This is a genomic window from Geomonas sp. Red276 (assembly GCF_054784495.1).
In genome coordinates, this window is the sequence record NZ_BLXW01000019.1 from 51,166 (window position 1) to 78,064 (window position 26,899).

A 26,899-nucleotide genomic window follows, 5' to 3' on the forward strand; every position below is an offset into this window, starting at 1 on the left:
CCCCTCTTCCGGAGGGAGAGGAAATAAGGTAGCAAGGCTGACTTGATGATAAACAAAGACACTCTCAAGCGGCTGGAGTTCGACAAGATACTCGAATCCGTGGCCGCTTTCTCCCACTGCGAAGCGTCGCGAGCCGACGCCCTCGCCATCGCACCTCTCAACTCCCCGGAAAAGACCGAACTCCGCCTGGGGCTGGTCGACGAGATCAGGAGGCTCAACCGCCTCGGGATCTCCCTCAAGCTCTCCCCCTTCGAGGACATCACGCGCCAGTTGCGCGGCGTGCGCCCGCGCGGCGCGGTCCTCTCCCCCCTCGACCTGCAGCTCTTCATCCCCACCTTAAGGGTCATGGCCGCGGTCTCCACCCAGCTCGGCTACCGCAACGACATTCCGCTTCTCCAGGAAAAGGCGGGTGTCATCACCGGTTTCCCGGACATCCTCAACCCGCTCGAGCACACGGTGAACGAGGTGGGAGAGATCCTGGACACCGCGTCGCGGCTTCTGGCCGACATCAGGGGGCAGAAGAAGGGGCTCACCGCCCGCATCAAGAGGCGGCTGGAGGAGATCGTCCGCGAGCGCCACACCGCCATCTTCCTGCAGGACGACTTCATCACCCAGCGGTCGGGACGGTGGGTGATCCCGGTCCGGATGGACTCCAAGGGGATGGTGCCGGGGGTCGTGCACGACGTCTCCAACTCCGGCGAGACCGCCTTCATGGAGCCTTTGGAGATCATCGGGCTCGCCAACGAGCTCGAGAACCTGGTGGCCGACGAGCGCGCCGAGGAGATCAGGATCATCCGCCAGCTCTGCGACTGGATCCGCGAGGACGCCGACCTGATGCTGGAGCAGTTCCAGGCCCTGGTCATGCTGGACGTCCTGAACTGCATCGCCCTCTTCTCGGACAGGCTCAAGTGCGAGCCCCCCATCCTCGTGGAAGGAAACGGCTTCTCGCTCAAGGCCGCCCGTCACCCGATCCTCACCCTCATGGGGAAAGAGGTCGTCCCGCTCGACCTGGAGCTCACCGACGACAACCGGGTCATGGTGGTCACCGGCCCCAACACCGGCGGCAAGACCATAGCCATCAAGAACGCCGGGCTTTTGACCGTGATGGCCCTCTCCGGGATGCCGATCCCCGCCGCGCCGGGCTCCCGCATCCCGCTCATCTCCAGCATCCTGGTGGACATCGGCGACGAGCAGTCCATCGAGGAGAGCCTTTCCACCTTCTCGGCCCACATCTCCAAGATCGCCTCCATCCTTTCCGGCGCCGACAAGGACACCCTCGTGCTCCTCGACGAATTGGGAACCGGGACCGAGCCGGGACAGGGGGCCGCCATCGCCTGCGCCGTCCTCAAGGAGCTCCACGGCAAGGGGGCGCTGGTGATCGCCACCACCCACCTGACCGAGATCATCGGTTTCGTGCAGAGAGAGCAAGGGATGCTGAACGCGGCGATGGCCTTCGACCGCCAGAAGCTGGCCCCGCTCTACCGCCTCACCCTGGGCGAGCCGGGAGAGTCCCACGCGCTCGACATCGCCGCCCGCTACGGGCTCCCCGCCCACGTGGTGCATTTCGCCAAGAGCATGATCGGCACCATGGAGGCCGACTTCCACGCCCTCTTGCGCGATCTCAAGGATAAGAGCCGGCAGCTCGAAGAGAAGCTGGACGATCTCGCCCTGCGGGAGGAGAAGCTCATCCGCAACGAGCAGAACCTGGCCGACCGGGTGCGGGAGGCCAACGAACTGGTCAGGGGGGCCAAGGAGAAGGGATACCAGGAGGCCCAGCAGATCATCCGCAAGGCGCGCCGGGAGGTCCTGGAGATCATGGAGGAGGCCCGCAAGGAGAAGGCGCGGGAGGCGAAGGCCAAGCTGGACCAGGCCGAGGCCGAGGTGGAGCGGGTGCTGGCCGAGATGAGCCCGGAGCGGGAGGTCCCGGTCGACAAGGTCGAGGTGGGGCAGACCGTCTTCGTGAAGCCGCTCAATTCCGACGCCAAGGTCCTTTCCATAGACGGACGCGACGGCAAGGTCCGGGTCCGGGCCGGGAGCATGGAGATCGAGGTCCCGCTCTCCGCCCTGGCGAGGGCCAAGGGGAAAGAGACCAAGGTACGGGCCAAGCGGGCGCAGAAGGAAGCCGAGCGGGAGGAGCCGGTCTCCAGCATCAACCTTCTCGGGATGCGGGTGGAAGAAGCCATCGATCAGCTGGAGCCGTTTTTGAACCACGCGGCGCTGGACCGGATCGGCGAGCTGCGGATCGTGCACGGCAAGGGAACCGGGGCCCTCATGCGGGGGGTGCGGAGCTATCTCGCCACCCATCCGCTGGTCGCCTCCTACCGAACCGGCGAACGATTCGAAGGCGGAGACGGCGTTACCGTGGTAACATTGCGGTGATAACAATTAAAACTGTTCTATGTTCTAGGTTCTACGTTCTACGTTAAAGGGCAAACTGCTTGAAGGTGGCGACCGCTTCGCCGTAGCGGTTTTCAACGTGGGACATGGAACCTGGCACGTAGAACTTGTTCATCGGGTTCTTTATGATCGTCTCGCTCATCGCGGCGATGTCGGAGGAGAGGGTGATCGGTTACCAGGGAAAACTCCCCTGGCACCTCCCCGCCGACCTGACCCGCTTCAAAAACATAACCATGGGGCACCCGGTGATCATGGGGAGAAAGACCTATGACTCCATCGGCCATCCCCTCCCCGGCCGCCGCAATATCGTCCTCAGCAGGAGCCTCCCCTCCCTCAAAGAGTGCGAGCTCGTCCATTCCCTCCAGGAAGCGCTGGTCGCCTGCGAGAAGGAGGAAGAGGTCTTCATCTGCGGCGGCGGCGAGATCTTCAGGGAGGCCATCCCGCTCTGCCAGAGGATCTACCTCACGGTGGTGCATGAGCGCTACCCGGGGGACACGTTCTTCCCGGAAATCCCCGCCACTTTCCAGCAGACCGCCATCGAAGAGCGCCAGGACCTCACCCCGCCGATCACCTTCGTGACCTTTGAGCGGGTGGACGGCCCCGTCCGCGGCGAGGACGTCGAGGAACTACGACGCAAGGGGAAGGAGGCAATCCAGCGCCAGCTGTTCTTCCTGGGAAGGATCTGCCTGGAGCAGGCCTCCGCCATCGAGGAGAGCCCGGAGTGCAGCTCCGATCTCGCTCTCTGCCTGGCGAAAAGCGGCGGTGACGTGACCGTCGCGCTGAAGATGGCCGAGGAGGCGCTCCGGCAGGTTCCTGACAATCCACGCGTCTGCCTCAATCTCGGCCGGATTCAACTCCTGGCGGGGAAACAGGGGGACGCCTTGGCGACCTTCCGCCTCGGGATGCAGCTTGGGGGTGGGCCGGAACTGCAGGTCGAGCTGGTGCGCATAGGGACCCGGCGGGAACCGGTGATACCGTCGCTGCCACGAGAGAATTTCCTGAACCGGTACCTGGGGCTTTTGAGGAGCAAGATCAAGCGTTGACCTCCCCGTTGTCGCGTCCGATCCCCGGTTAAAACCAGCCCTCACCCCGTGCCCACGCGATTTTCGAACCAGCCCTCACCCGGCCTTCGGCCACCCTCTCCCCCAGAGGGGGCGAGGGTAAATCAATCAACCGTAGGCAATGCTTCCGGCCCAAGGGTACCCTCCCCTTCAAGGGGAGGGACAGGGTGAGGATGGGGTTAGTTGAGTGCCTGAATGAAAAGATCCGAGACTGAAGCAATCGTGCTCCGGCTCACCGACTACGGGGAGGCGGACCGCATCGTCACCCTCTTCTCCCTGGAGCAGGGAAAGATTTCCGGGATCGCCCGCGGCGCCAAAAAGAGCCGCAAACGCTTCGGCGGCGCGCTCGAGCCGTTCGCGCACCTGAGACTCCAGCTCCAGAAGGGAAGCGGCCTCGCCACCCTCCTTTCCGCCGACATCGTCGGCATCTTTGCCGGCATCCGCACCGACCTCGCCAAGATCGGCACCGCCGCCTACGCCTGCGAGCTGGTGGAACGGCTCACTCCCGAGGAGGAGCCCAATCCCCGCCTGTTCCGCCTCCTCTACTGCTACCTGGAACGGCTCGACTCCGCACCGCTCTCCCCATCCGACCGGCGCTTCTTCACCGTTAACCTGCTGAAGATCCTCGGCTACCAGCCCGACCTCTCGGTGCGCGGCGTCTCGCCGGAGACCGCGGAGCTCCTCGACCGGGCCATGCGGACCGGGAGATTCGGCGCCGTAATCTTCCCCGACCACCTCCTCAGGGAGGCGGACCTGCTCCTCAACCCCGCCATCGACCTGCATCTCGACCGGGAGCTCAAGTCGCTCGCCTTTCTCAGGGAGTGCGGGGGATAATCCCCCCGCCGAACCGGCAGAATTCCCTAATATCTTAAGCAAAATGGTTGACCGGGGGGACGGATGAAGGTAGTATTCTCCGTTTCGAAGAAACCAACCAAAAGGGCGCAGCGCCGAAGGCGGAAACCGCCCTCACCCGCCCTTCGGGCACCCTCTCCCCTGAAGGTGCGAGGGTATAAAAAAGATACCTTCTCCCGCTCCCGTGAAGTGGCGAGGGTATGATCAGGGCCTGTCATCCTCCCTCCGTCGGGTAAGCGGGGCAGGGGTGAGGGAAGATTTTGAGGTACCGATGAACCCCATGGACATGAGAAAACTGCCGCCGCAGAGCATCGAGGCGGAGATGTCGATCCTCGGCGGCGTCCTGGTGGACAACGAGGCGATCAACCGGGTGCTGGAGATCCTCACCCCGGACGATTTCTATCGCGAGACCCACCGCAAGATCATGCGCGCCATGATCGAGCTGAGCGAACGCGGGGAGCCGTGCGACCTCATCACCATGACCACCCAGCTCCGCAAGAAAGGGGAGTTGGAGGAGGTGGGCGGCGGCGCCTACCTGGCCACCCTGGTGGACTACGTCCCGATGGCGGCCAACATCGCCTACTACTGCAAGATCGTCAAGGAGAAGGGGCTTACCCGCAAGCTGATCTCGGCCGCCACCGACCTGGTCAGCCAGGGCTTCGAGGACAAGGTCGACGTCGAGGAACTGCTCGACACCGCCCAGAAGGTCATCTTCGAGATCGGCGAGAACAAGCTCCGCCCGGCCTACTACCAGGTCAGCGACATCCTGAAGGACACCATCAAGAACATCGAGCTCCTCTACGAGAAGAAGGAGCTGATCACCGGGGTCCCCACCGGCTACACCGATCTCGACAAGATGACCGCCGGCTTCCACGCGGGTGACCTCGTCATCATCGCCGGGCGCCCGGCCATGGGCAAGACGACCTTCGCGCTGAACGTCGCCCAGTACGCGGCCATCGAATCGGATACCCCCTACCCGGCCGCCATCTTCTCGCTGGAGATGCCCAAGGAACAGCTGGTCGAGAGGCTCCTTTGCTCGGTGGCCCGCGTGGACCTGAGCCGGCTCAAGACCGGGCACCTGTTGGAGAACGACTGGCCGAAGCTCACCAAGGGTGCGGGCGCCCTGCACGACGCCAAGATCTTCATCGACGACACCCCCTCCATCACGGTGATGGAGCTCCGCTCCAAGGCGCGGCGGTTGAAGGCCGAGCACGACATCGGGCTGATCGTCATCGACTACCTCCAGCTCATGCGCGGCGGGGTCAACCCCGAGTCCCGCCAGCAGGAGATCTCCGAGATCTCCCGCTCGCTCAAGGGGCTCGCCAAGGAACTCGGCATCCCGGTGATCGCCCTCTCCCAGCTCAACCGAGGCCTGGAGCAGCGCTCCGACAAGCGCCCGATGATGAGCGACTTGAGGGAATCGGGTGCTATCGAGCAGGACGCCGACATCATCATGTTCGTCTACCGCGGCGAGGTCTACGAGAAGGACAACGAGGAGCTCAAGGGGAAGGCGGAAATCATCATCGGAAAGCATCGAAGCGGCCCGACCGGAACGGTCGACCTGACCTTCCGCGGCGAGTTCACCCGGTTCGAAAATGCTGCCAAAGAAGACTACTCATAACGAGTGAAAGAAAGGAAATGCTATGACCAAGTACCACGCCATGCGCGAAGTGCCCGCCACTGCGGGATTCAAGAAGGGGGACGTCCTTTTTCTCTGCGGCGAACTGTTCGGCCGCGGCTACGCCAACGGCATCATCGACGAGGCACGCGCCAAGGGGATGACCATCATCGGCGCCACCGTCGGCCGCCGCGACTCCGACGGAACGCTCCGCCCCTTGAACGCCGAGGAGCTTGCCGCTGCCGAAGCCAACCTGGGCGGTAAGATCATCAACATCCCGCTGGAGGCCGGCTTCGACATGGAGCCCGGCAAGGACGGCGTCACCCCCTGCGACCGCTTCAAAGGGGTGAAGCCGGACGACTGGGCTTCGGTGAAGCTCGATCCGGCCGAGGTGGATTTCTCCCGCAAGGCCGGCACCAAGCGCTTCCGCGAAAACCTGGCCGCGGTCATCAAGGAACTCACCGCCCTCCTCCCCTCCAAGGGGAATCTCCTCGTGGTGCACACCATGGCAGGCGGCATCCCGCGCGCCCGCGTCTTCATGCCGATCCTCAACAAGCTCTTCAAGGGGCAGGGTGACCGTTTCCTCGCCTCGGAGCCGTTCTGGAACTCCGACATGGGGCAGCTCTGCGCGCTGAGCTTCAACGAGGTCACTGCCGACACCTTCGGCTACCTGATCGAGGCCACCGCCCCCCTGCGTGACACCCACGACGTCCGCTACGCCGCCTATGGCTACCACGGCTGCGAGGTCATGGTGAACGGCGAGTTCGTCTGGCAGTCCTACACCCCGTACCTGCAGGGATGGGCGAAGATCCGCCTGGAGGAGATCGCCACCGCCGCCTGGGATAACGGCATCAAGGCCACCGTTTACAACTGCCCCGAGATCCTCACCAACTCGAGCGCCCTCTTCCTCGGCGTCGAGAACTCCCTGTATCCGCTGCTGTCCGCCCTCAAGAAGGAAGGGGTGGAGTCGGTGGTCAACGACTGCCAGTCGATGCTGAAGGAAGGGACCACCACCGACGACCTGGTGAAGATCGCCACCGATTACCTGGTCAACCCGCTGGTCACCTCCACCCGCGACTACGACTCCTGGCCGCAGCACAACTCCCCGGCCCAGCAGGAGTACATGCTGAACATCTCCGCGGAGCTGATCTCGCTCAACGCCGATCCGAAGGAGATCGTCTGCGCCGTCCTCTCCCGCGCCGTTTTTGTGGGCGTCGGCAAGCTGATGTTCAATTCCTCCTGGGCCCCCCAGGCCCCGGTCTTCTGGCTGAACCACGACGTGATCGCCAAGGCGCTGGCCGGCAAGTAGGTATCCCCCGATCATCATCCACGCACCCTCTCCCCGGGAGAGGGGAAGGGTGAGGGAGGTTTGAAATCGTCCCTCACCCGGCCTTCGGCCACCCGCCTTCGCCAAGGCTACGGCGGGGCGAGGGGTATATTCAAGAGTCCTCCCCTTCAAGGGGGGGAGAGGGTGTGCCCGCCGCAGCCTTGGCGAAGGCGGGCGGGGATCAGGCAGAGCGAAAGGAAATGTTATGGCGGAAAAAATTCTGCTTGTAGATGACGTGAATATGTTCCTGGAACTTGAAAAGGGATACCTGCAGCATTCCGCGGTGCGGGTACTGTCGGCGCGCGACGGGCAGGAGGCCCTCGCCCTCTGCCGGCAGGAGCAGCCCGGTCTCGTCTTCATGGATCTCCACATGCCGGTCATGAACGGCGCCGACTGCTGCCGCAAGATAAAAGAAGACCGCAATCTCAAAGGGACTGCGGTCGTTCTCATTACTTCGGAGGGAAAGGCTGAAGATCGTAAACTCTGCCTGGACGCCGGGTGCGACGACTTCATGACCAAGCCGCTGGACCGCCTCCTCTTCCTGGCCACCGCCCGCAGGTTCCTCCCGGAGATCGAGCGGCGCGACAAGCGGGTGCCGTGCAACATCAAGGCTAAATTCCGTGCCTTCGGGGTCACCCTTTCCGGCACCCTTGCCGACATCAGCCGGCACGGCACCTACATCACGGCGGATATCGACGCGGAGGTGGGGAGGATGATCGATCTCGTCTTCGCCCTTCCCGACCCGATCGGGACGGTGATTCAGGCCAAGGGAAGAATCGCCTGGACCAACTCGGGTAGCCGCCGGGTGAAGCCGGTGCTGCCGATCGGTTTCGGGGTGGAGATCATCTCCATCCCCAAGGAAGCGGAAGCGGACCTGGCCCGCTTCCTCAACCAGCACACCTAGCCTACCGGACCAGCTTGGAGAGCTTCTTGAACTCCTCGGTCCCCGCCACCTTGAGAAGCTGGAAAACCACCGACTCGGTCGAGGTCAGCACCGCCCCGGCCGCCGCCATCGCCCCTTTGGCGATGTCCCAGTTATCCTTTTTCCGGCTCATCACCGCGTCGCACACCAGGTGCACCACGTACCCCTTCTCGATCAGCTCGAGGGCCGTCTGCAGCACGCAGACGTGAGTCTCCATCCCCACCAGGATCACCTGTTTCTTCCCGTTTTTGGCCAGGGTCTCCATGAACCCTTCGCCGCCGCAGCAGCTGAAGGTCATCTTCTCGAGCGCCGCGGAGGTGAGCTTCTCCTTGAGGGCCGGAATGGTCGCACCGAGCCCCTTCACGTACTGCTCGGTGGCCACCACCGGGAGTCCCAGCTCGGTCGCCGCATCCAGCAGGATGGAGATGTTTTTCGTCAGCTTCTCAAGCACCGGGGGGTCCATAGCCAGGCAGAGCTTTTCCTGCACGTCGACCACCACCAGTTGCGCCGTGTTACGGTCCAAAAAGAACTTCTCCATCACTGTCACGGGTAGACCTCCTTGATTTTTTGTGCCTTTTCCATCGGTGAGGGTTCAAATCCCCCCCCCGCTCCCCCTTTGACAAGGAGGGAGCCTGGTGGTGGGGTCAGCGGGAAGGAACAGCAGCCGGCCGTCTCGCGGCTATTCCTTCCTGAGTTCGATGCCGAGTTCGGTGATCTTCTTCCTGAGGGTGTTGCGGTTGATGCCGAGGATGTCGGCGGCCTTGACCTGGTTGCCGCGGGTCTTCTCCAGGACGAAGCGGATCAGCGGGCGCTCCACCTGCTCGAGAACCATGGCGTACACGTCGCCGCTCTCCATCCGTTCCATGTTGGTGAAGCTCCCGCGCAGCTTCAGGTCGACGATCCCTTCCAGGGAAAGCTCCTCGCCCTTGCCGTCCCCGCTCTGCCGGCTCCGAAGGCCGGGGAAGTCGGCGGCCACCAGCAGGGGGTCGGGGGAGAGGATCACCGCGCGCTTGATGGTGTTCTCCAGTTCGCGGATGTTGCCGGGCCAGTTGTAGCCGGTCAGAAGCTTCATGGCGTCCGGCGAGCAGCGCTTGACCGGGACCTCCAGCTCTCCGCAGATCTTGGCCAGGAAGTAATCGACCAGAAGCGGCACGTCCTCGGCGCGCTCGCGAAGCGGCACCAGGTGGATGGGGATCACGTTCAGGCGGTAGTAGAGGTCCTCGCGGAACTGCTTCTTCCGGACGCTGTCCTCCAGGTCCTGGTTGGTCGCCGCCACGATGCGGACGTCGACCGGGATACTCTGGTTGCCGCCGGTCCGGGTGATCTCCCGCTCCTGGAGGACCCTCAGGATCTTGGCCTGGAGGTCGAACGGCATGTCGCCGATCTCGTCGAGGAAGATGGTGCCGCCGTTGGCCTGCTCGAACTTGCCGAGCTTACGCTCCGAGGCGCCGGTGAAGGCCCCCTTCTCGAAGCCGAAGAGTTCGCTCTCCAAAAGCTCCTTCGGGATGGCGGCGCAGTTCAAGGGGATGAAGGGCTTGCCGAGCCGTTTGGAGTTGTAGTGGATGGCGCGGGCGATCAGCTCCTTGCCGGTCCCCGATTCCCCCTGCACGAGCACCGTCACGTCGCTCGGGGCGACCTTGCCGATGGTCTTGTAGATGTCACGCATGACGGGGGAGTTGCCGATGATGGTCTTTTCAAGCTGGTAGCGGTCTTTGAGCTCTTCCTTCAGGAGCGAGACCTGGGAGGTCATCTCGCGGGCCCGGCTCACCTTCTCCACCAGGGCGTCGATCACCCCGAGGTCGAAGGGCTTGGTGAAGTAGTCGTAGGCGCCGCGCTTCATCGCCTCGACCGCATTCTTCATGCTCGCCTCGGCGGTCATGATGACCACGAAGAGGTCGCCGCTCTCGTCCTTGATGCGGTCCAAAAGCTCGAGCCCGGACACCCCCGGCATCTTGATGTCGAGGAGCGCCAGGTCGTAGGAGCTCTCCTTGATCATACGGAGCGCCTCGTCTCCGTCTCGCGCCAGGTCGACGTTGAAACCCTTCTTCCTGAGGGCCTTGGAAAGGACCCATCGCATGCTCTCTTCGTCGTCGGCGACCAGTATGTTCTTGATGCTTGTCATAGCAGACTCCTGGGGCAGTTCGTTCAGCTAGCAGGGTAGCGACGCTGCTCCCCCATGGTTTGAGCTAAGAGTACCCACCGTCCCCGTCCCGCGGGCCCCTCCCCTTCAAGGGGAGGGCCGGGGTGAGGATGGGGAAGATGTGCTGGCCGCCGCGACGTTTATGGCCTTCGCCGTTGAAGGCCGCCGCCACGGACCAGCGGTACGGTTACTGGATCAAGGGGAGCATAACGGTAAAGACCGTGCCGCGGGATGCGTCGGAATCGACCTTGATCATGCCGCGGTGCTCCGACACGATTTTCTGGCAGATCGCGAGGCCGAGGCCGGTCCCCTTGGATTTGGTGGTGAAAAAGGGTGTGAAGAGATTCTCCAGGACATCCGGGGCGATGCCGGGGCCGTTATCGGCCACGTCGATGGCGACCATCCTCGCCCGCCTTTCCCCTATCTGGTTCATGGCGTAGTCGGAGAGTACCCGGCTGCTGACCTTGACGACGCCCCCCTCCCCGACCGCCTCGATGGCGTTCTTGATGAGGTTCAGGAAGAGCTGGGTCAGGAGCGACTCGTCCGCCAGGATGGCGGGGATGCTGGGGTCGAAGTACTGCTGGATGCCGATCTCCCGGCCACCGGTGGCGCGCTTTTGCAGGAGCACGATGTCCGAGAGGACCCGGTGGAGATTCACCTTGGAGAGCTTGAGCCTGCCGGGGGAGGCGAGCGCCAGCAACTCCTCCACGATGACGTTGACCCGCTGCACCTCCTTCAGCATAACCCGTATGTACTCGCGGAGATCCTCGTTGTCGGGGAACTCCATCTCGAGGAGCTGGGCGGCGCCGTTGATGCCCCCCAGGGGGTTCTTGATCTCGTGCGCGAGGCCTGCGGCCAGCGCCCCCAGGGAGGAGAGGCGATCCGCCTGACGGACGGCAGCCTCCAGTTCCCTCACGTTGGTGAGGTCACGCATGAGCACGATGGTCCCGATCCGCTCGCCGGAGGAGCTCAAAAGGGGCGAGGTGCTGGTGCCGATCGGGGTAATCCTGCCGCTGCGTTTGAGGACGATGTTCTCGTGATCCGAGACCGACATGCCGGTGGCGACGGTCTTGGCCACCATCTCGTTGAGAGCATCCTCCCCTTTGAAGATGTCCTTGAACGGCTTCCCCTTGGCTAGGCGACGGGAAACGCCCGCCATCTCCTCGGCCGCCGGGTTCATGTGGGTCACCGCTCCGGCGTTGTCCAGCACGATGACGCCGTCGCCGAAACTGTCCACCACGTTTGCGTAATAGCTTTCTGTCGTGTCACCCATGGAAAAAGCTCTCCATTGCCTCGACAAGTTGGGAACGATCCTCGATCCGGTTGACGGCGGCCCGGAACTGGGCGGCGCCGGGAAGTCCCTTGGAATACCAGGCGAGATGCTTGCGCATCTCCATGAGCGCGAGCCTTGCTCCCTCGTGCTCCTCGAAAAGGGCGAGGTGGTCGAGGGCGGCCCGATGGCGCTCGGAAGCGGTGGGGGGGACGGGCTCCTCGCCGGCCAAGATGGCAAGGGACTCCCGGAAGATCCAGGGATTCCCCATGGCCCCGCGGGCCACCATCACCGCGTCGCAGCCGGTTTGCTCCAGCATGGCGACCACGTCCGAGGCGGTGAAGAGGTCCCCGCTGCCGATCACCGGGATCTTGAGGAGACTCTTCAGCTCGCCGATCTTCGACCAGTCCGCGTGGCCGTCGAACATCATGGCGCGGCTCCTGGGATGGAGGGTGATGGCGTCGGCCCCCTCCTCCTGGGCGATCCGTCCCACCTCGAGGAAGACGTCGTCGCCGCAGACCCAGCCGGTGCGGATCTTGATGGTCAACGGGAGCGTGGTCGCCTTCCTCACCGCGGCCACCATGGCGGCGATGCGGGGAGGGTCCTTCAAAAGGGCGCTGCCGGCGCCGGTGCCGACCACCTTGCGTACCGGGCATCCCATGTTGATATCGATGAGCTCGCCGTACCCCTCGACCAGCCGGGCGGCCTCGGCCACCATCTCCGGCTCGTCGCCGAAGAGCTGCATCCCGATGGGACGGTCCTCGGGGGTGGTCTTCAAAAGATCGAAACTCTTGCGTCCCTCGCGGGTGAGGCCGTTCACGCTGACCATTTCGGTGAAGGTGAGCGAGGCCCCTTCGCGGCGGGCGATCAATCGCATCGGGAGGTTGGTGATTCCGGCCATGGGGGCGAGGAACAACCGGTTCTTCAAGGTCAGCGAGCCGATCGCCACCGTTTTCTGCATATCTTTCATCTTCCTTATCTGCTTAAAAAATGTGCATACTAACAGGTAGGGTCACGGAAATCAAGGGGATTGTGCAGGGAGAAAACCTGTGGCAAGGTTGCAACAGATCACCAACGACTACGGCTTCAGCCGCCGGTTCGGCTGGTGCTGCGACCGCTTTGGGGTTTCCTGGCAGTTGAATCTGCCACCGGTTGCGTGACAGAGGCGGTAACGCAAAAGGGCCAGCTTGAGAAGCTGGCCCTTTTGCCTGGTGACGGCCACCGGCACGGTGAACTACGGCCCTATTGGCTGATCAGGACTCCTCTTTATCTGGGCGAATGCCCAAGCTTTCATTGCACTCCTCATTTATGTCCTCCTCGTCATACGCGGCTGCGTAACGCTGCAGAGAATCCACGACATGGTGCAGGCGGGCGATGCCGAAGATCCTGAAGAGCGTAATCAACTCCTCGTCCCAGCTTTCGCGCAACGCATGGTGCCAATCGGGGGAACCAGCCAGGACGTTACGCTGGAATGGAACCGGGTCCTTGACTATCTCCGGTATCGAGGCTGGATCTACCACCGTGCCAAGGGATTGAATGTTCAGGTTGACCTCTTCCTTCAGTTTCTCATCGATGTAATCCTCTTCGTCCTCGTAAGGAATCCAGATATCCTCCTGCGACGAGATGGCGTGATGCAGGCCGGTTGCCCAATCGATGACCGGCTGGGCCTCCGTCACGAGGTTAATTTTGAGCAGGTCGAAGGGGAACAGCTCTTCCCCCTGCAGCTTCACTCCCTCCACCCGCTCATACAGCGACAGCAGCGATTCCATGAAGACTTCGATGTCCTCTACGGCCCCAAGAGCTATTCCGTTGAGATCGAATAACTGTTGCAGCCAGTCCGACGGCTCGAATCCTCCAGGGGTGATGACGGCGCCGGTGACGAAGCCAAGCAGCTGTTCGAAGGTAGTAGCCTCCCGGCCAAAATTTGCCTGGCACTTTTTCAGATGCGCTTCGATCGCGTCCCGTTCAGGGGCCTCAAGCAGATTCTCGCTCATATCGTTTCTCCACTTTGGAATTGTCCTACAGAAGCACCACGGCCGGCGCAAGGCACAGAATTAGAATTGCATAATAATAACAGAAAATTCTGTGGATTCCAGGGTCACCGCCTGCCGCCGCTGAAGGCCCCCCGGGCGAAACGGGGGGAGAAAAACCCCTCGCACAGCCTTCCCCCCCCTCCCAAAGTAGCGGAGGATCTCCTCTACCCTCGGGTGGGTTTGGTGAGGCAGTCGTCGATGGCGGCCAGGGCTTCCAGGGCGTTGCAGGGGAGAGAGATGTGGGGCGGGGCGATCCGGGGCTCGCGGGGGTTGATCCGGACGACGTGGGCACGGGAGAGGGAGCCGACGCGTTCGCTGGCGGCGCGCACGGTCGGGATGGCGGTACCGGCCCCCATCTCGACGACCACGATCCTTTTCCCGGCGTTGCGGTCGAGGAAGGCACGGAAGCGGTCCTGCTGGCGACGGGTCCGGTCCTCGATCCACCCCCAGTCGCCGAACATCAGGATGTTGGGACGGGCGGTGGCCCCACAGTGCGGGCAAAGCGGCACATGGTCGGAGCGCATGGTCTCGAAGTCGATCCCGAACTGCTCGCTGTTCTCCCAGATCCGGCTCGAACAGGGGCGGGTGCACTGCAGGTGGTGGATAGAGCCGTGAAATTCGAGGACGGCTTCTTCACGGTAGCCGGCCTTCTGGAACTGGCCGTCCACGTTGGAGGTGGCCACGAAGTATTCCATCCCGAAGCGCCGGGACCATTCCAACAGGATAGAGAAGCCGCGGTGGGGAACGGTCTCGCGGTAGAGGTTGGTGCGGTGGCCGTAAAAGCCCCAACCGAAGGAGGGGTCGCGCTCGAAGTGATCGGGGTTGGCGGCGTCGACAAAGCTGATCCCGAGACGCTGGTAGAGGGGATAGGCTTTCCAGAAGCCGGCATCGCCGCGGAAGTCGGGGAGGCCGGAATCGACTCCCATGCCCGCGCCGGCGGTTACCAGGAGGGCGTGGGCTTCCCTGATCCATTCGGCAGCCTGGGCGTACTTTTCGGAAAGGTCCATGGGATTGCCTCCTGAAGGTGGCGCTTAAAACCTCCCTCACCCGGCCTTCGGGGGAAGGGTTACCCTTTGATGCCGACTTTGACGGGGACGGGATTGAGCACCCGGACCAGGTCGGCGGGGGAGATGGCAACGAGGAAGCCACGATGACCGCCGTTTATGTAGATCTTGGGGAGGGCGAGGATGCTCTCCTCCACGTAGACCGGCATCCGCTTCCGGGTGCCGAACGGGGAGGTCCCCCCGACCATGTAGCCGGAGTGGCGATTGGCGACCTCGGGAGCGCACGGCCCCACCGATTTCACCCCGATGGCCCGGGCCAACTCCTTGGTGGATACCTGGCAGTCGCCATGCATGAGGACGACCAGCGGGGTTTTGCCTTCGTCTTCCATGATGAGGGTCTTTATCACGGCATGCTCGTCGACCCCGAGTTCGCGAGCGGATACCGCGGTCCCCCCTTTTTCCTCATAATTGTACGGATGCTCCTCGTAGGCCACCTTGGCATCCCTCAGCACCCTGACCGCCGCCGTCACCGGCGACTTCAGCTTGGCCATCATCGGCCTCCTTATTCTATAAGGGGCATCCGGCGGATACCTCGCGCCGTAAGCACCGCATTTTACGACTCACATGAAAAAATCGACTTGCAAGCACCCATCTTCCACGCTATAGATGTATGGCACTACATATCACGTCTAAAGCAGCTACACAACCAGCAACCGGGGATTCCACTATGGGTGAAGGCGGTCAGCAGGCAGTGACGAAGGTGCTCGTGATGGACGATGACGAGATGGTACGATTCGTCGCAGGTGAAACCCTCAAACGTTATGGTTTTGATGTGGAATTTGCCGCTGACGGGACCGAAGCCGTGAAACTGTACCGAGAGCATCGCGATGCTGGGTCGCCGTTCGTGGCGGTGATCCTTGACCTCAATATTCCCGGCGGCGTCGGGGGAGCCGAGGCGATGAAGTTGCTCCTGGAGATCGATCCCCAGGCAAAAGGGTACGTTTCCAGCGGAAGAACCGACGACCCCGTCATGATGAACTACCAGACCTTCGGTTTCACCGGCACCATAGAAAAGCCGTACTTTTACCTGAGCAAAGAGCTGATGGAAGCGTTCACGAAGAGCCTCCGCGGCACGGGGTAACAATGCCCGCCCTCGACAACTATCTCACCCTGGTCGGCCGCGTCGACGAACTCTGCGGTCGCACCACCTCCAGCCTGGCCTCCCACATTTCCTGCACCCCCGGCTGCGACTCCTGCTGTCGCCACCTCTCCATCTTCGCGGTCGAGGCCGCTGCTCTTCGCCTGGCCCTCGCCGGACTTTCCGCCGCCGAGGCGGAGGTGATCCGCGCTTCAGCCGAAGAATCCACCCCGGACGGCCACTGCCCGCTTCTCAAGGACGGGCTCTGCCTTCTGTACGGGGCGCGCCCGATCATCTGCCGCACCCACGGCCTGCCGCTTTTGATCGCTCGCGAGGGGGAACAGGAGGTCGATTTCTGCCCCCGGAATTTCCAGGAGCTCGAAAGCATCCCGGGGAGCGCGGTGATCGACCTCGAACGCCTCAACGCCGTGCTGGCGGCCATCAACGCGCTGTACCTCCAATCCTCTCCCGGCCCCGAACGGGTCACCATCGCCGACGCCATCCTCGGCCCCCGGGAAGAGCCCGACTCCGTAGCCTGACGCCGCCATTGGACTACCACCAAGCCACCATTACACTTACAAGGAGCAGTACGTGAAGACCCAGGTTAGCTACCACACCTCCGGGAGCTGTGCCACCCGGATCGACATCGAGATCGAAAACGGCATCATCGTGAACACCGAGTTTTTCCAGGGCTGCGCGGGGAATACCCAGGCGGTCGCGGCGCTGGTACGCGGGATGCCGGTAAAGGAAGCGATCACCCGCCTCAAGGGGATCCCCTGCCAGGGGAACACCTCCTGCCCCGACCAGCTTGCCAAGGCCCTGGAGCAGGCCGTATCGGGAGCCCAGTAATGACCGGAGGCCCCATGGAAGTCTTCGGCGGATTCATGATGATGCTTTCCATCATCGGCTTCTTCCTGACCGTCATCTGGTTCGTCCTCCCCTTCGTGATCTTCTCGATCAAGGGGAGAGTAGACCGCACGCTCGAGGTGACGGAGAAGATGGAGAAGCGGCTCTCCGAGCTCGAGCGGGCGGTGGCGGCCCTGGAGAGGCCGGCTCCCCAGCAGACTTTCACCTCCCCGGCGCCCCCGCCGGGTCCGTCGCCGGAAGAGGAATCCCCGTAGGACTCCCCCCATCCTCACCTTTGCCCTCCCCTTGACGGGGAGGGCGTTTCACAGCTCCCGCGTATACCGTTTTCCCCGCGCAAGCAGGCCATATATCTTGCATTCCACTGACTTTTTCATTATTATGCCCCGTTGCTATCGGCACCTGAGGCCATAGCCAGTTTCTGTTGCCGAAAGCGGCCATAAGGAGACCACATGGGTTTACTGGAAGGGAAAAAGGCCCTTATCTTCGGGGTGGCCAACGAAAGAAGCATCGCCTGGGCGGTGGCCGAAGCCTACCGTCGCGAGGGGGCCGAAGTCGCCCTCGCCTACGCGGGTGAGGCGGTCGCCAAAAGGGTCATTCCGCTGGGCGAAAGCATCGGGGCCGGTCCCATCCTCCCCTGCGACGTCCGCAGCGATGCAGATATAGCCAACATCTTCGCCGAAATCGGCAAGACCTGGGGCGGGCTCGACATCCTCGTCCACTCGGTCGCCTTCGCCAACAAGGACGAACTCAAGGGATCGTTCCTCAACACCACCCGCGAAGGGTTCGCCACCGCGCTCGACATCAGCGCCTACTCGCTCATCGCCATGGCCAAGGAGGCCGCCCCGCTGATGGCCGGCCGTAACGGTAGCGTCATCGCCATGACCTACCTCGGCGCCCAAAAGGTATTCCCGAGCTACAACGTGATGGGTGTCGCCAAGGCCGCCCTCGAGGCGAGCGTCCGTTATCTCGCCGAAGCCATGGGCCCGGAAGGGACCCGCGTGAACGCCATTTCGGCAGGGCCTCTGAAGACCCTCGCCTCGGCAGGAGTCGGTGGCTTCAACCAGATCGCCGGGCACATGGCGTCCATGGCGCCGCTGCGCCGCAACATCAGCCAGGAAGAGGTGGCCGGCGCCGCCGTCTACCTCGCGAGCCATCTCGCCTGCGGCGTCACCGGCGAGATCCACTTCGTCGACGCCGGCTACAATATCATTGGATTGTAGTAAAATGAGTTTTAATCCCGCTTGCCGGAGGGGCACCCATCAAACAACCATACGGTAATCTGACAGGGCTCAAGCCGAGCCAGATGAAGAGGCTGGAGCGGCTGTACCGCCGCCGTGTCAGTCCCGGCGAGGTGATCTCGCTGGAATTGGCCCGGGAGCTGGCGGAGATATCCCTGGAGATCAGGCGCCAGATCGGCGTACTGATCAGCCGGATCGGTGAGATCGCCTACCTGGTGGTGGGCGACGAGCGGGCAATCCTCATCCCCTCCCTGGACGAATACCCGCTGGGGCGGCGCCTCGTGCGCGGCCTGCGGCTCGTCCACACCCACCTCAAGGCCGAAACACTTTCCGACGACGACCTGACCGACCTCTCGCTTTTGCGTCTCGACATGATCGCGGCGCTGCAGCTCACCCAGAACCCCGACCGTTTCTCCATCCAGACCGCGGCCCTGGTTCCTCCCAAGGGGAGTTCATCCCCCTACCACGTCGAGCCCTCGGTCCCCTTCAACCGCTACGACCTCGACTTCCGCGCCTTCATCGAGACGCTGGAGTACTCCCTCGAAAAAGGGCTGGAGGAGGGAACGGCGGTCTCGACCGGACAGGAGCGGGGGATCCTCATCTCGGTGACCCAGAAGTCCCAGGAGGAGGCGGCCGACTCCATGGAGGAGCTTAAGGAGCTTGCCCGCACCGCCGGCGTCGGCGTCCTCGACACCGTCATCCAGCGCCCGAAGGAGTTCAATCCCCGCTACCTGATGGGGGAGGGTAAGATCCGCGAGGTGCTCATCAAGGCGCTCCAGCTGGGGGCCACCATGCTGGTGTTCGACCAGGAGCTCTCCCCGGCCCAGGTCCGCTCCATCTCCGAGCTCTCGGAGCTGAAGGTCATCGACCGCAGCCAGCTGATCCTCGACATCTTCGCCCGGCGCGCCACCACCCAGGACGGCAAGGTCCAGGTGGAGCTGGCCCAGCTGAAGTACCTCCTTCCCCGGCTGATCGGGCGTGGCGTGCAGATGTCCCGCCTCATGGGGGGGATCGGCGGGCGCGGCCCCGGCGAGACCAAGCTGGAGGTCGACCGCCGTCGGATCCGCGACCGGATCGCGCACCTGGAGCGGGAGCTCAAGGAACTTTCCAACGGCCGCTACCAGCGCCGCCAGAAACGGGTGAAGGCCGGGATACCGATCATCTCCATCGTCGGATACACCAATGCCGGGAAGTCGACCCTTTTGAACACGCTGACCAAGAGCGAGGTCTTCACCGAAAACCTCCTCTTCGCCACCCTCGACACCTCGTCACGACGGCTGCGCTTCCCGATGGACCGGGAAGTGATCATCACCGATACGGTCGGCTTCATCCGCAGCCTGCCCAAGTCGCTGCTCGGGGCCTTCAAGGCAACCCTGGAGGAACTGAAGGACGCCGACATCCTGATCCACCTCGTGGACTGCTCCAACCCGCGTTTCGAGGAGCACATCACCCAGGTGGACGCGATCCTCGATGAGCTCGGGCTGGGGGACAAGCAGCGGCTCGTGGTGTTCAACAAGGCGGACCTCCTCCCCGACCTCAAGAAGAGCGATCCGCTGGCCTTCATGAAGGTACGGCAGGTCACCCGCAAGTACCATGCGATCACGTTGAGCGCCTCGGACCGTAAGACCCTCGAGCCGCTCATGAAGGAACTGCAGCAGCGCTTCTGGCACGACGTCCCCGATTACCAGGCCCTGCAGCACCAGGACCTGGACCTCGACTGATCCCCCTTCCCGGGAAGAAAGCGAAAACCAAATCCCCCCTGTCCCCCCTTCGCAAGGGGGGGGGGCGCTTCGTGCGGAGACGGCGGAAATGGCCGGCTGACACCGCCATAGCGGGAACCTCGTATGGAGAGGGGGAAAGAAGAGGCTTACGTAGCACGATGAATGTTGTCGATCATCAGCCGCAGATCATCTACACCCTCGACCTGCTGGGGACGGTGGCCTTCGCCGCCTCGGGGGCGCTTGCGGGGGTGCGCCGGAAGATGGACCTGCTCGGGGTCATCGTACTCGGTATCGTCACCGCCACCGGCGGCGGCGTGATGCGCGACGTGCTCCTCAACGACACCCCTCCCTTCTGCTTCAAGAACGAGCTCTACCTCTACCTCGCGGTCGCCGCCTCGGTGGTCGTCTTTCTCACTCCCCGCAGCTTCGAAAGGATGAAGCGGGCCATGCTCCTGCTCGACGCACTCGGGCTCGGTACCTTCCTGGTGATCGGAACCACCAAGGCCCTGAACTTCCACCTGGGGTTCATGGGATCGGTCATCATGGGGGTAATGACCGCGACCTGCGGCGGACTCGTGCGCGACATCCTGAGCAACCAGATCCCGCTCATCCTGCAGCGGGAGATCTACGCCTCCGCCTGCGTCGCCGGCGGCGCGCTGCTATACTTCCTGCATCAAACCGACCTCCCTTCCTCAGTCACCCTGCTGGCTTCCGCCGCCACCGTGATCGCCATTCGTGGCGCGGCACTGGTGAAAGGTTGGCAGCTGCCGAGGGCTTAACCCCGCACATTATGATCCAACCCTCGACCTCCGGGAGAGGTGCATCTCCCCTCGCCCCTTTAGGGGAGAGGGGCGGGGGTGAGGGAGGTTTTAAAATCTGCCCTCACCCGGCCTTCGGCCACCCTCTCCCCTGAAGGGGCGAGGGTTTAGGTATTTCTAAAAGGGGGTCGTATGGGAAAAACCAGTGCGGGATTGCTGCTCTTCCGTTTCCGTGACCACAGACTGGAACTCTTCCTGGTGCATCCGGGGGGACCGTTCTGGGCCAAGAAGGATCTCGGGGCGTGGTCCATCCCCAAAGGTGAGTACGGGCAGGGGGAGGATCCCTTCGCGGTGGCGAAAAGGGAGTTCCAGGAGGAAACGGGGCAGACGATCGACGGCGATTTCAGGGAGCTGAACATGGTCAGGCAGCCGGGAGGGAAACAGGTGCGGGCCTGGGCGGTGCAGGGGGACTGCGATGCGGAGCGGATCTCCAGCAATACCTTCATGATGGAGTGGCCGCCGAAATCGGGACGCCAGGCGGAATTCCCCGAGGTGGACCGGGCGGGATGGTTCACGGTGGAGCAGGCGAGGGAAAAGATATTGAAGGGACAGGTGGGATTCATCGACCAGCTGCGCGAGATGGTGTCGGGAGAGGGGCAGGGGTGAGGGCATTCCCAGGGTGAGGGCTTCGCTATAGGTGCAGTTTCAACGCTGAGCGAGGGTAACCACCATGATCTGCACGAGGACGATCTTGAAGACGGTGGCGGCGGGGTAGACGGAGGCAAACCCGATGTTGGGGAGGTCGTTACGGGTCTGGTCCAGGGCGTAGCCGAGCACCGCGCTCTGGGTCTGCATGCCGGCGACGATTCCCATCAGGAGGGTCATGGGAATCTTCATCATCCGGTAGCCGATCCCGAGGACAAGCAGCGACGCCAGACAGGTTATCCCGGTCCCCACCCCGAAAAAGAGGAGCCCTCCGCCGTTTACGAAGGTGGAGAGAAAGCTGTACCCCGCCCCGGTGCCGACGCCGGCCAGAAAGAGCACCATCCCGATCTGCCGCAAGGTGATGTTGGCGCTGTAGGGTAGGTTCCAGAACATCTTCCCGGTGCGCCCGATGGTCCCCAGCACGATCCCGGTTACGAGCGGTCCTCCCGCGAAACCGAGCTTGAAGGTTATCCCTCCCGGCAACGGTATCGGCAAAAGCCCAAGAGAAAGCCCCATCGCCAACCCCAGCCCGAAGGTGAGGACGTCGATCTCGCTGACCGCGCGGTAGGAATCGCCAAAGAGCCTGGTGACCGCCTTCATGTTGTCGTGATGGGTCACGACCCGCACCCGGTCGCCCAGTTCCAGCGACAGGTCGCCATGGGGAAGAAACTCGTCGTCTCCCCTGCGGACCCGGGTCACCACCGCGCCGTACTTCCCGCGCAGGTCCAGGTCGCTCAGCCGTCTGCCGGCCACCGCCGGATTGGAAACGAAGATGCGCCGGAAGTCGAATTCGCTCCGGTCGAGGTCGATCTCCTCGGTGCTCTTTTCCCCCAGGAATGCCGCCACCCGTTCCAGCTCCTCCGAGGTCCCCACCACCGTCACCAGGTCCCCCTCCCGCAGTCTCTCCTCCGGGGACGCCAGCAGGTATTGGCCGTCACGCTTGACCCGGCCGAAGATGACATCCCACCCCTGTTCGCGCCGCAGTTGTTCCACCGGTTTGCCGCAACAGACCTCCCCCCTCTTCACCGCGATCGTGTAATTTCTGAGCGGCTCGGTGGCGGCCCCCAGCGACCGGAGCTGCTTCGCCTCGGCCTTGAAGTCGATCTTCCAGAGGCGCTGTGCCAGGCTGATGGCCAGCACGGTGCCGATCAGCCCCATCGGATAGGTGATCGAGTAACCGACTACCGGTTCGGCCAGGATCTGGTCGAGATTTCCCCCGCCACGGAAGTTGTGCCGCAGCGTGTCGATGATGGCGGCGATGGAAGGGGTACTGGTCAGGCTTCCCGAGTAGATACCGGCCGTGATGGAGGGCTTGAAGTGAAAAAGACCGCCAGCCAGGGCGGTGACGATGGCGCAGATCCCCAGGATGGTCAGCACCAGGAGGTTGTAGCGAAGCCCCTCCCGCTTGAAGGAGGTGACGAAGACCGGTCCGCCGCTCAGCCCGATGGCGTAGATGAAGATGCTGAGCCCGAGCATGTAGATGACGTCCGGAAGCTTCATCTGCGGATGCATGGCGCCGAAGGCGAGGCCGACGAAGAGGACGGCGGCCACCCCGAAGCTGGAGCCGAAGATCTTGATGCGCCCCAAGGGGTAGCCGATCCCGGCCACGAGGAACAAAAGGAGCAGCGGATTGTCCAGCAGGATTTTGGTCATCGATACACCGTGCAACCTTTCCCGGCGGCGGGACGGGGGATGATGGTGACCGTGCCCGGCCCCTCCCATTCGCCGTCGACCTCGACCTTGAAATCGAGAAAAAGCCCCGACACCTCCAGGTTGGTCCTGAGGTGCGAGGTAAGCCTCGACGTCCCGAAACGGGAGGGCCCGGTGGCCTGGGCCAGGTAGAGGACGAGTTGATCCGCCAGGTGCGGGTCGAACGGCATCCCGGCGTCATGATGGCGGATCAGTTCGAGGACCGCCTCCTCCCCGACCCGCTCCGCAGGTTTCCCCCGTTCACCGAGGGAGGTGAATCCCGCCACGGCGTGTTCATACTCGGCCTTGAGGAAGATGAAGGTCCCCTGCCCCGGCATCTTCAGGTTGCGTATGTCGATCACAACCGGGAGGTGCTCGCCGAGGTGCTGCCTCAAACGGAGGGTGGCGGCATGGGCCTGGCGTTCGGCAATGGTGACGGGGAGGTTCCCGACGGCGGAGGCGCCGACGATGCGGAGCAGCTTTCCGCGGTGGACCGCCTCCAGCGGCGAAAAGCTCGCGGCAGGCTCAATGCGGCAGCGGACTCTCCCGCCCCCTTTTGGGTAGAAGCCGCAGGAGTCGAGGGCGAATTCGAGCCGGGCGCCCAGCCGGGCCATCATGGGGGAGAAGACCTCGGTCAGGTATTCCCACGAGGGGCTGAAGGGAACGTGGGTCCCCCCGGAAAGGGCGATGCGGCTCGTCCCATGGGAGGTAAGGAGGGGCGGAATCAGGGTCTGCAGAACCATGGTCGCCGATCCGGCGGTGCCGATGGCTATGTCGTAGTTGGCGGGGGCCACGGCCTTCGATACGAAGGTGAGTTCGACGGAGCCGAGTTGGTCGCCGACAACCTCCGCGGAGGAGATGCGGGCCGCGGACTGCACCGCGACCTGGTGCTGCCGCATGAGGCCCGGTTTGGGGCGCAACCTGCGGATGTTGAAGATGTGAAACGGCTTGCCGGTGACGCAGGAGAGGCTGAGTGCCGTGCGCAGCATCTGTCCTCCACCTTCACCGAGACTGCCATCGATTTCGATCATAAAATCCCTGACATCTTTGAACGCGGATGACGCGGATGTGCGCTCAATCCGCGTCATCCGCGTTCGAATTGCCTTTTAATACAGGAACATCGGCTTCCCGAGGACGTGACGTACGCGTGGGCGGTACTCATCACTGTCATAGAGCTCCGCCACATCGACCCGCTTCCCCCCCTGCATCACGGTCCCGATCGGGATGTGACAGTAGGTTCCTCCCTGCAGTGCCACCATCCGCCCCGACATCCCCTCGTTGACCAGGTCCATCGCCATGTTGGCATAGTTGAAGGCGACCATCAGGTCCAGTGAATCGGGCGCTCCGCTCCGCATCAGGTAGGAGAGCTGCTGGTAGATGATGTGGGAACCGGTCAGCTTCCGGACCGCTTCGCTGACTACCACGCCGATCCCACCGAGTTTCTTGTGGCCGTAGGCATCCTCCTGCCCGTACTCCACGATCTGTCCGCCGATCATGGTGGCGCCCTCGGAGATGGTCACCATCGCATAGTTGCTCTTGTTCCCCCGCTTGTCCTCGGCGAGCAGGCGGGAAAGTTTCTCGACGTCGAAGGGAACCTCGGAGATCAGGGCACGGTCCACGCCGGAGAGGTAGGCGGAAACCAGGGAGGTCTCGCCGGAATTTCTCCCGAAGAGTTCCACGATGGCGATCCGCTCGTGGGAGCCGGCCGACGTCCTCAGGCTGTGGATGAAATTGATGCTCCGGGTTACCGCGGTAGAAAAGCCGATGCAGTAGTCGGTGCCGAAGACGTCGTTGTCCATGGTCTTCGGAATGGCCACCACGGGGAATCCCTCGCGGTGCAGCCTTTCGGCATAGCTCAGGGTATCGTCGCCGCCGATGGCGATCAGGGCGTCCAGCCCGAGGTGCTCCAAGTTCGCCAGCACGTGGGAGGTGAAGTCGTGGGGCTCCTTGGCCAAGGGATCGAACCCTTCCTGCTGCAGGAAGGCCGGGACCTCCGAGCTCCCCACCTTCCCCGGATTGGTGCGGCTCGTATGGAGAAAGGTCCCCCCGGTACGATCCACGGTCCGTACCGCCTGGCGATCTAGCGGGGTGACCAGGTTCTCCATGGTGGAAGGATCATCCCGGTTAAGGTTGAGCAGCCCTCCCCAGCACCTGGTGCCCGAGATCGGACGCCCGGTTAACGAGGGTCTTCAGCGCCGGATTCAGACCCGGCACGTCGCCACCACCGGTCAACACCCCAACCTTCTTAACCCTCTCTGGCATGGCGCTCCTCCCGAAGTAACGACCGATATATATTGGGAAACGTTAACTAGTATAGCGGAGGGGGTAACCATTTCAATCAAATCAACCCTCACCCGGCCTTCGGCCACCCCCTCCCGGAGGGAGAGGGCATCATCGCCCGGACCTCTTCCCGGGAGGGGCACTGGCCATTTTCCCTCTCCCTCCGGGAGAGGGGCAGCGGTGAGGGAGTGTAGGGCCTACTCTGACTTTTTCTGTATCCCGAGCCGGGCGATGTAGGCGGTCACCTCGGAGGCGACCAGGGGACGGGCGAAGTAGTACCCCTGCATGAAGCGGCAGTCGATCGAGGAGAGAAATTCCTTCTGGGCCTCCGATTCCACCCCTTCCGCGATGGCCTCCATGTCGAGACATTTGGCCATGAACATGATGGTGGTGGCGATGGCGGCGTCGTCCGACGAGGTGACCACATCCCGTACGAACGACTTGTCGATCTTCAGGGCCTGGAAATGGTAGTGCTTGAGCGAGGAGAGCGACGAGTAGCCGGTCCCGAAGTCGTCGATCTGGACGTTGATCCCCATCCGGTGCAGCCGCTCCAGCACCTCGAGGGACTCCGTCTCGTAGATCATGAGCGACTCCTCGGTGATCTCCAGGGTGAGCCGGTCGGGAGGGAGCCCGCCGTCGTGGAGTGCCGCCTGGATCGCCTGTTCCAGGTCCGGGTGGCCGAAGACCGAAGGGGACATGTTCACCGCCACGTTGATATCGAGCCCCGCCTCCCGGTACCACTCCCCCGCCTGCCGGCAGGCAGCCTTCAGCACCCACTCGGTCAGGGTCCAGATCAGCCCCGCCTTCTCGGCAAGCGGCACGAAACTCAGCGCCCCCAGCACCCCCAGGTGGGGGTGGTTCCAACGCACCAGCGCCTCCACCCCTATCACCCGCATCGCCCCGGTGTCGAGCTTGGGCTGGTACACGAGGAAGAGTTCGCCGTGGGTGATGGCGCGCAGAAGTCCCTGTTCCAGGTGCAGGCGCTGGTCCCGCTCCTCCCGCCACTCGCCGCCATAAAAGCAGAAGGTGGAGCGTCCCTGCTGCTTGGCCTGGTTGAGGGCGATATCGGCCATCTTGAAAAGCTCCATCACTTCATCGCTGTCGGCGGGATACAGGGCGATTCCGAGACTGGCGGTGGTCTTGATGGAGTTGCCATCCAGCAGGTACGGCTCGGCGAGCGAGTCCAGGATCCGCTGGGCGACCACCGAGGGGCCCTCCGGGGCCTCTGACTGGCGGAGCAGGACGGCGAACTCGTCCCCGCCGACGCGGGCCACGACGTCCTCACCACGACGGGCGCAGGTCTCGGTGAGGCGGCGGCCCACCTCCTGGAGGAGCAGGTCGCCGACGTAATGTCCGCGGCGGTCGTTGATGACCTTGAAGCGGTCGAGATCGAGGAAGAGAAGCGCGAAGGATTCCCGGTGGCGCTTCGCGTACTCCACCGACTGCAGCAGGAATTCGTCGAAGGCTTGCCGGTTGAAGAGGCTGGTGAGACCGTCCCGGGCTGCCTGTTCACGGATGCGGGCCTCGCTGGCACGGTGCCGGGCCTGGCTGATGGAGGTAAGGATATAGACGATGAGCCCCATGCTGAAGACGCCGAGGAGCTCGAGGACCGTCTCGGCCCAGGCGCGGAGCTCCGGCCGACCGGCCAACAGGCGGTCGATCGTGAAGGTGGCGATCAGGATCCAGCAGAGGCTTGAGAAAAGGTAGACGGAGGTGATGGCCGCCGGGGAAAGCTTGCCTAGCCACTGAAATGGTCTGAAGAGCCTGCCACTGATCATCAGGAGGTCCTCTTCCGCTGGCTAAAGGTTCCGCGGCCCGCCCATTCTCCCCTGCCTCCGCCACGGTTTCGACGGGCGTGCCCCACCCTCCCCCGAACGCG

General features: G+C 63.3%; 27 protein-coding genes. 15 read left to right on the plus strand and 12 right to left on the minus strand.

Annotation, left to right across the window (positions count from 1 at the left end):
- Positions 1–45 precede the first annotated feature (45 nt).
- From ACYVL5_RS14205 to ACYVL5_RS14230, 6 genes are all read left to right on the plus strand, one after another.
- The gene (locus tag ACYVL5_RS14205) at positions 46–2,379 is read left to right on the plus strand and encodes an endonuclease MutS2 (protein WP_460596234.1); all 2,334 of its coding nucleotides are present in this window, start codon (positions 46–48) and stop codon (positions 2,377–2,379) included.
- A 143-nt stretch (positions 2,380–2,522) separates the two neighbouring features.
- Positions 2,523–3,440 (plus strand): dihydrofolate reductase, encoded by a 918-nt coding sequence (locus tag ACYVL5_RS14210; RefSeq protein WP_460596235.1) that lies wholly within the window; start codon positions 2,523–2,525, stop codon positions 3,438–3,440.
- Between the two features lie 213 nt (positions 3,441–3,653).
- On the plus strand, positions 3,654–4,292 hold the full coding sequence (gene recO, locus ACYVL5_RS14215) for a DNA repair protein RecO (protein WP_460596236.1): 639 nt from the start codon (positions 3,654–3,656) through the stop codon (positions 4,290–4,292).
- Between the two features lie 289 nt (positions 4,293–4,581).
- Entirely contained in the window at positions 4,582–5,931 is a 1,350-nt protein-coding gene (gene dnaB / locus ACYVL5_RS14220; RefSeq protein WP_460596237.1) for a replicative DNA helicase, read from the plus strand.
- A gap of 22 nt (positions 5,932–5,953) precedes the next feature.
- A complete protein-coding gene (locus ACYVL5_RS14225; protein ID WP_460596238.1) occupies positions 5,954–7,237 on the plus strand; it encodes an enoyl ACP reductase FabMG family protein in 1,284 nt (427 codons plus the stop codon).
- Positions 7,238–7,460: 223 nt separating this feature from the next.
- Complete coding sequence (locus ACYVL5_RS14230) at positions 7,461–8,159, plus strand: response regulator (RefSeq protein ID WP_460596239.1); 699 nt, start codon at positions 7,461–7,463, stop codon at positions 8,157–8,159.
- 1 nt (position 8,160) lies between these two features.
- Here the strand turns inward: ACYVL5_RS14230 and ACYVL5_RS14235 are convergent, their stop codons facing one another.
- From ACYVL5_RS14235 to dusB, 4 genes are all read right to left on the minus strand, one after another.
- Positions 8,161–8,724, minus strand: a complete 564-nt coding sequence (locus ACYVL5_RS14235) for a cysteine hydrolase family protein (protein ID WP_460596240.1) — start codon at positions 8,722–8,724, stop codon at positions 8,161–8,163.
- 132 nt (positions 8,725–8,856) lie between these two features.
- The gene (locus tag ACYVL5_RS14240) at positions 8,857–10,299 is read right to left on the minus strand and encodes a sigma-54-dependent transcriptional regulator (protein ID WP_460596241.1); all 1,443 of its coding nucleotides are present in this window, start codon (positions 10,297–10,299) and stop codon (positions 8,857–8,859) included.
- A 205-nt stretch (positions 10,300–10,504) separates the two neighbouring features.
- Positions 10,505–11,590: a two-component system sensor histidine kinase NtrB gene (locus ACYVL5_RS14245; protein WP_460596242.1), complete on the minus strand. Its 1,086-nt coding sequence runs from the start codon at positions 11,588–11,590 to the stop codon at positions 10,505–10,507.
- Complete coding sequence (gene dusB, locus ACYVL5_RS14250) at positions 11,583–12,548, minus strand: tRNA dihydrouridine synthase (protein ID WP_460596243.1); 966 nt, start codon at positions 12,546–12,548, stop codon at positions 11,583–11,585. The genes ACYVL5_RS14245 and dusB overlap by 8 nt, the downstream gene beginning before the upstream one ends.
- Positions 12,549–12,636: 88 nt before the next feature.
- Between dusB and ACYVL5_RS14255 the strand changes: the two genes are divergently transcribed.
- Entirely contained in the window at positions 12,637–12,747 is a 111-nt protein-coding gene (locus tag ACYVL5_RS14255) for a VOC family protein (protein ID WP_460596244.1), read from the plus strand.
- Between the two features lie 93 nt (positions 12,748–12,840).
- On the opposite strand, the gene ACYVL5_RS14260 is transcribed toward ACYVL5_RS14255, so the two are convergent.
- The 3 genes from ACYVL5_RS14260 to ybaK all read right to left on the minus strand — a co-directional run bounded on the left by ACYVL5_RS14260 (position 12,841) and on the right by ybaK (position 15,175).
- Entirely contained in the window at positions 12,841–13,581 is a 741-nt protein-coding gene (locus tag ACYVL5_RS14260) for a YecA/YgfB family protein (RefSeq protein ID WP_460596245.1), read from the minus strand.
- 203 nt (positions 13,582–13,784) lie between these two features.
- On the minus strand, positions 13,785–14,627 hold the full coding sequence (locus ACYVL5_RS14265; protein ID WP_460596246.1) for an SIR2 family NAD-dependent protein deacylase: 843 nt from the start codon (positions 14,625–14,627) through the stop codon (positions 13,785–13,787).
- A gap of 59 nt (positions 14,628–14,686) precedes the next feature.
- Complete coding sequence (gene ybaK, locus ACYVL5_RS14270; RefSeq protein ID WP_460596247.1) at positions 14,687–15,175, minus strand: aminoacyl-tRNA deacylase; 489 nt, start codon at positions 15,173–15,175, stop codon at positions 14,687–14,689.
- Between the two features lie 176 nt (positions 15,176–15,351).
- On the opposite strand from ybaK, the gene ACYVL5_RS14275 reads away from it, so the two are divergent.
- The 8 genes from ACYVL5_RS14275 to ACYVL5_RS14310 all read left to right on the plus strand — a co-directional run bounded on the left by ACYVL5_RS14275 (position 15,352) and on the right by ACYVL5_RS14310 (position 21,012).
- Positions 15,352–15,765, plus strand: a complete 414-nt coding sequence (locus ACYVL5_RS14275; RefSeq protein WP_460596248.1) for a response regulator — start codon at positions 15,352–15,354, stop codon at positions 15,763–15,765.
- 2 nt (positions 15,766–15,767) lie between these two features.
- The gene (locus ACYVL5_RS14280) at positions 15,768–16,301 is read left to right on the plus strand and encodes a YkgJ family cysteine cluster protein (RefSeq protein WP_460596249.1); all 534 of its coding nucleotides are present in this window, start codon (positions 15,768–15,770) and stop codon (positions 16,299–16,301) included.
- 7 nt (positions 16,302–16,308) lie between these two features.
- Positions 16,309–16,611, plus strand: coding sequence for a TIGR03905 family TSCPD domain-containing protein (locus ACYVL5_RS14285; protein ID WP_460596283.1), 303 nt, complete (start codon positions 16,309–16,311; stop codon positions 16,609–16,611).
- A gap of 14 nt (positions 16,612–16,625) precedes the next feature.
- Entirely contained in the window at positions 16,626–16,883 is a 258-nt protein-coding gene (locus ACYVL5_RS14290) for a hypothetical protein (protein WP_460596250.1), read from the plus strand.
- A gap of 195 nt (positions 16,884–17,078) precedes the next feature.
- Positions 17,079–17,849 carry an enoyl-ACP reductase FabI gene (locus ACYVL5_RS14295; RefSeq protein WP_460596251.1) on the plus strand — a complete coding sequence of 257 codons (771 nt, stop codon included), beginning with the start codon at positions 17,079–17,081 and terminating at the stop codon, positions 17,847–17,849.
- Positions 17,850–17,932: 83 nt separating this feature from the next.
- On the plus strand, positions 17,933–19,588 hold the full coding sequence (gene hflX / locus ACYVL5_RS14300; protein ID WP_460596252.1) for an HflX GTPase family protein: 1,656 nt from the start codon (positions 17,933–17,935) through the stop codon (positions 19,586–19,588).
- Between the two features lie 158 nt (positions 19,589–19,746).
- Complete coding sequence (locus ACYVL5_RS14305; protein ID WP_460596253.1) at positions 19,747–20,367, plus strand: trimeric intracellular cation channel family protein; 621 nt, start codon at positions 19,747–19,749, stop codon at positions 20,365–20,367.
- Between the two features lie 171 nt (positions 20,368–20,538).
- On the plus strand, positions 20,539–21,012 hold the full coding sequence (locus tag ACYVL5_RS14310) for an NUDIX domain-containing protein (protein ID WP_460596254.1): 474 nt from the start codon (positions 20,539–20,541) through the stop codon (positions 21,010–21,012).
- 39 nt (positions 21,013–21,051) lie between these two features.
- Here ACYVL5_RS14310 and ACYVL5_RS14315 read toward each other — a convergent pair whose 3' ends face one another.
- The 5 genes from ACYVL5_RS14315 to ACYVL5_RS14335 form a co-directional block, all read right to left on the minus strand.
- Positions 21,052–22,704 carry an aspartate:alanine exchanger family transporter gene (locus ACYVL5_RS14315; RefSeq protein WP_460596255.1) on the minus strand — a complete coding sequence of 551 codons (1,653 nt, stop codon included), beginning with the start codon at positions 22,702–22,704 and terminating at the stop codon, positions 21,052–21,054.
- Positions 22,701–23,828 carry an RNA 3'-terminal phosphate cyclase gene (gene rtcA / locus ACYVL5_RS14320; RefSeq protein WP_460596256.1) on the minus strand — a complete coding sequence of 376 codons (1,128 nt, stop codon included), beginning with the start codon at positions 23,826–23,828 and terminating at the stop codon, positions 22,701–22,703. The genes ACYVL5_RS14315 and rtcA overlap by 4 nt, the downstream gene beginning before the upstream one ends.
- Before the next feature lie 18 nt (positions 23,829–23,846).
- On the minus strand, positions 23,847–24,845 hold the full coding sequence (locus ACYVL5_RS14325) for a 6-phosphofructokinase (protein ID WP_460596257.1): 999 nt from the start codon (positions 24,843–24,845) through the stop codon (positions 23,847–23,849).
- 19 nt (positions 24,846–24,864) lie between these two features.
- Positions 24,865–25,002 (minus strand): hypothetical protein, encoded by a 138-nt coding sequence (locus tag ACYVL5_RS14330; protein ID WP_460596258.1) that lies wholly within the window; start codon positions 25,000–25,002, stop codon positions 24,865–24,867.
- Between the two features lie 215 nt (positions 25,003–25,217).
- Positions 25,218–26,798, minus strand: coding sequence for a putative bifunctional diguanylate cyclase/phosphodiesterase (locus tag ACYVL5_RS14335; protein ID WP_460596259.1), 1,581 nt, complete (start codon positions 26,796–26,798; stop codon positions 25,218–25,220).
- Positions 26,799–26,899 lie beyond the last annotated feature (101 nt).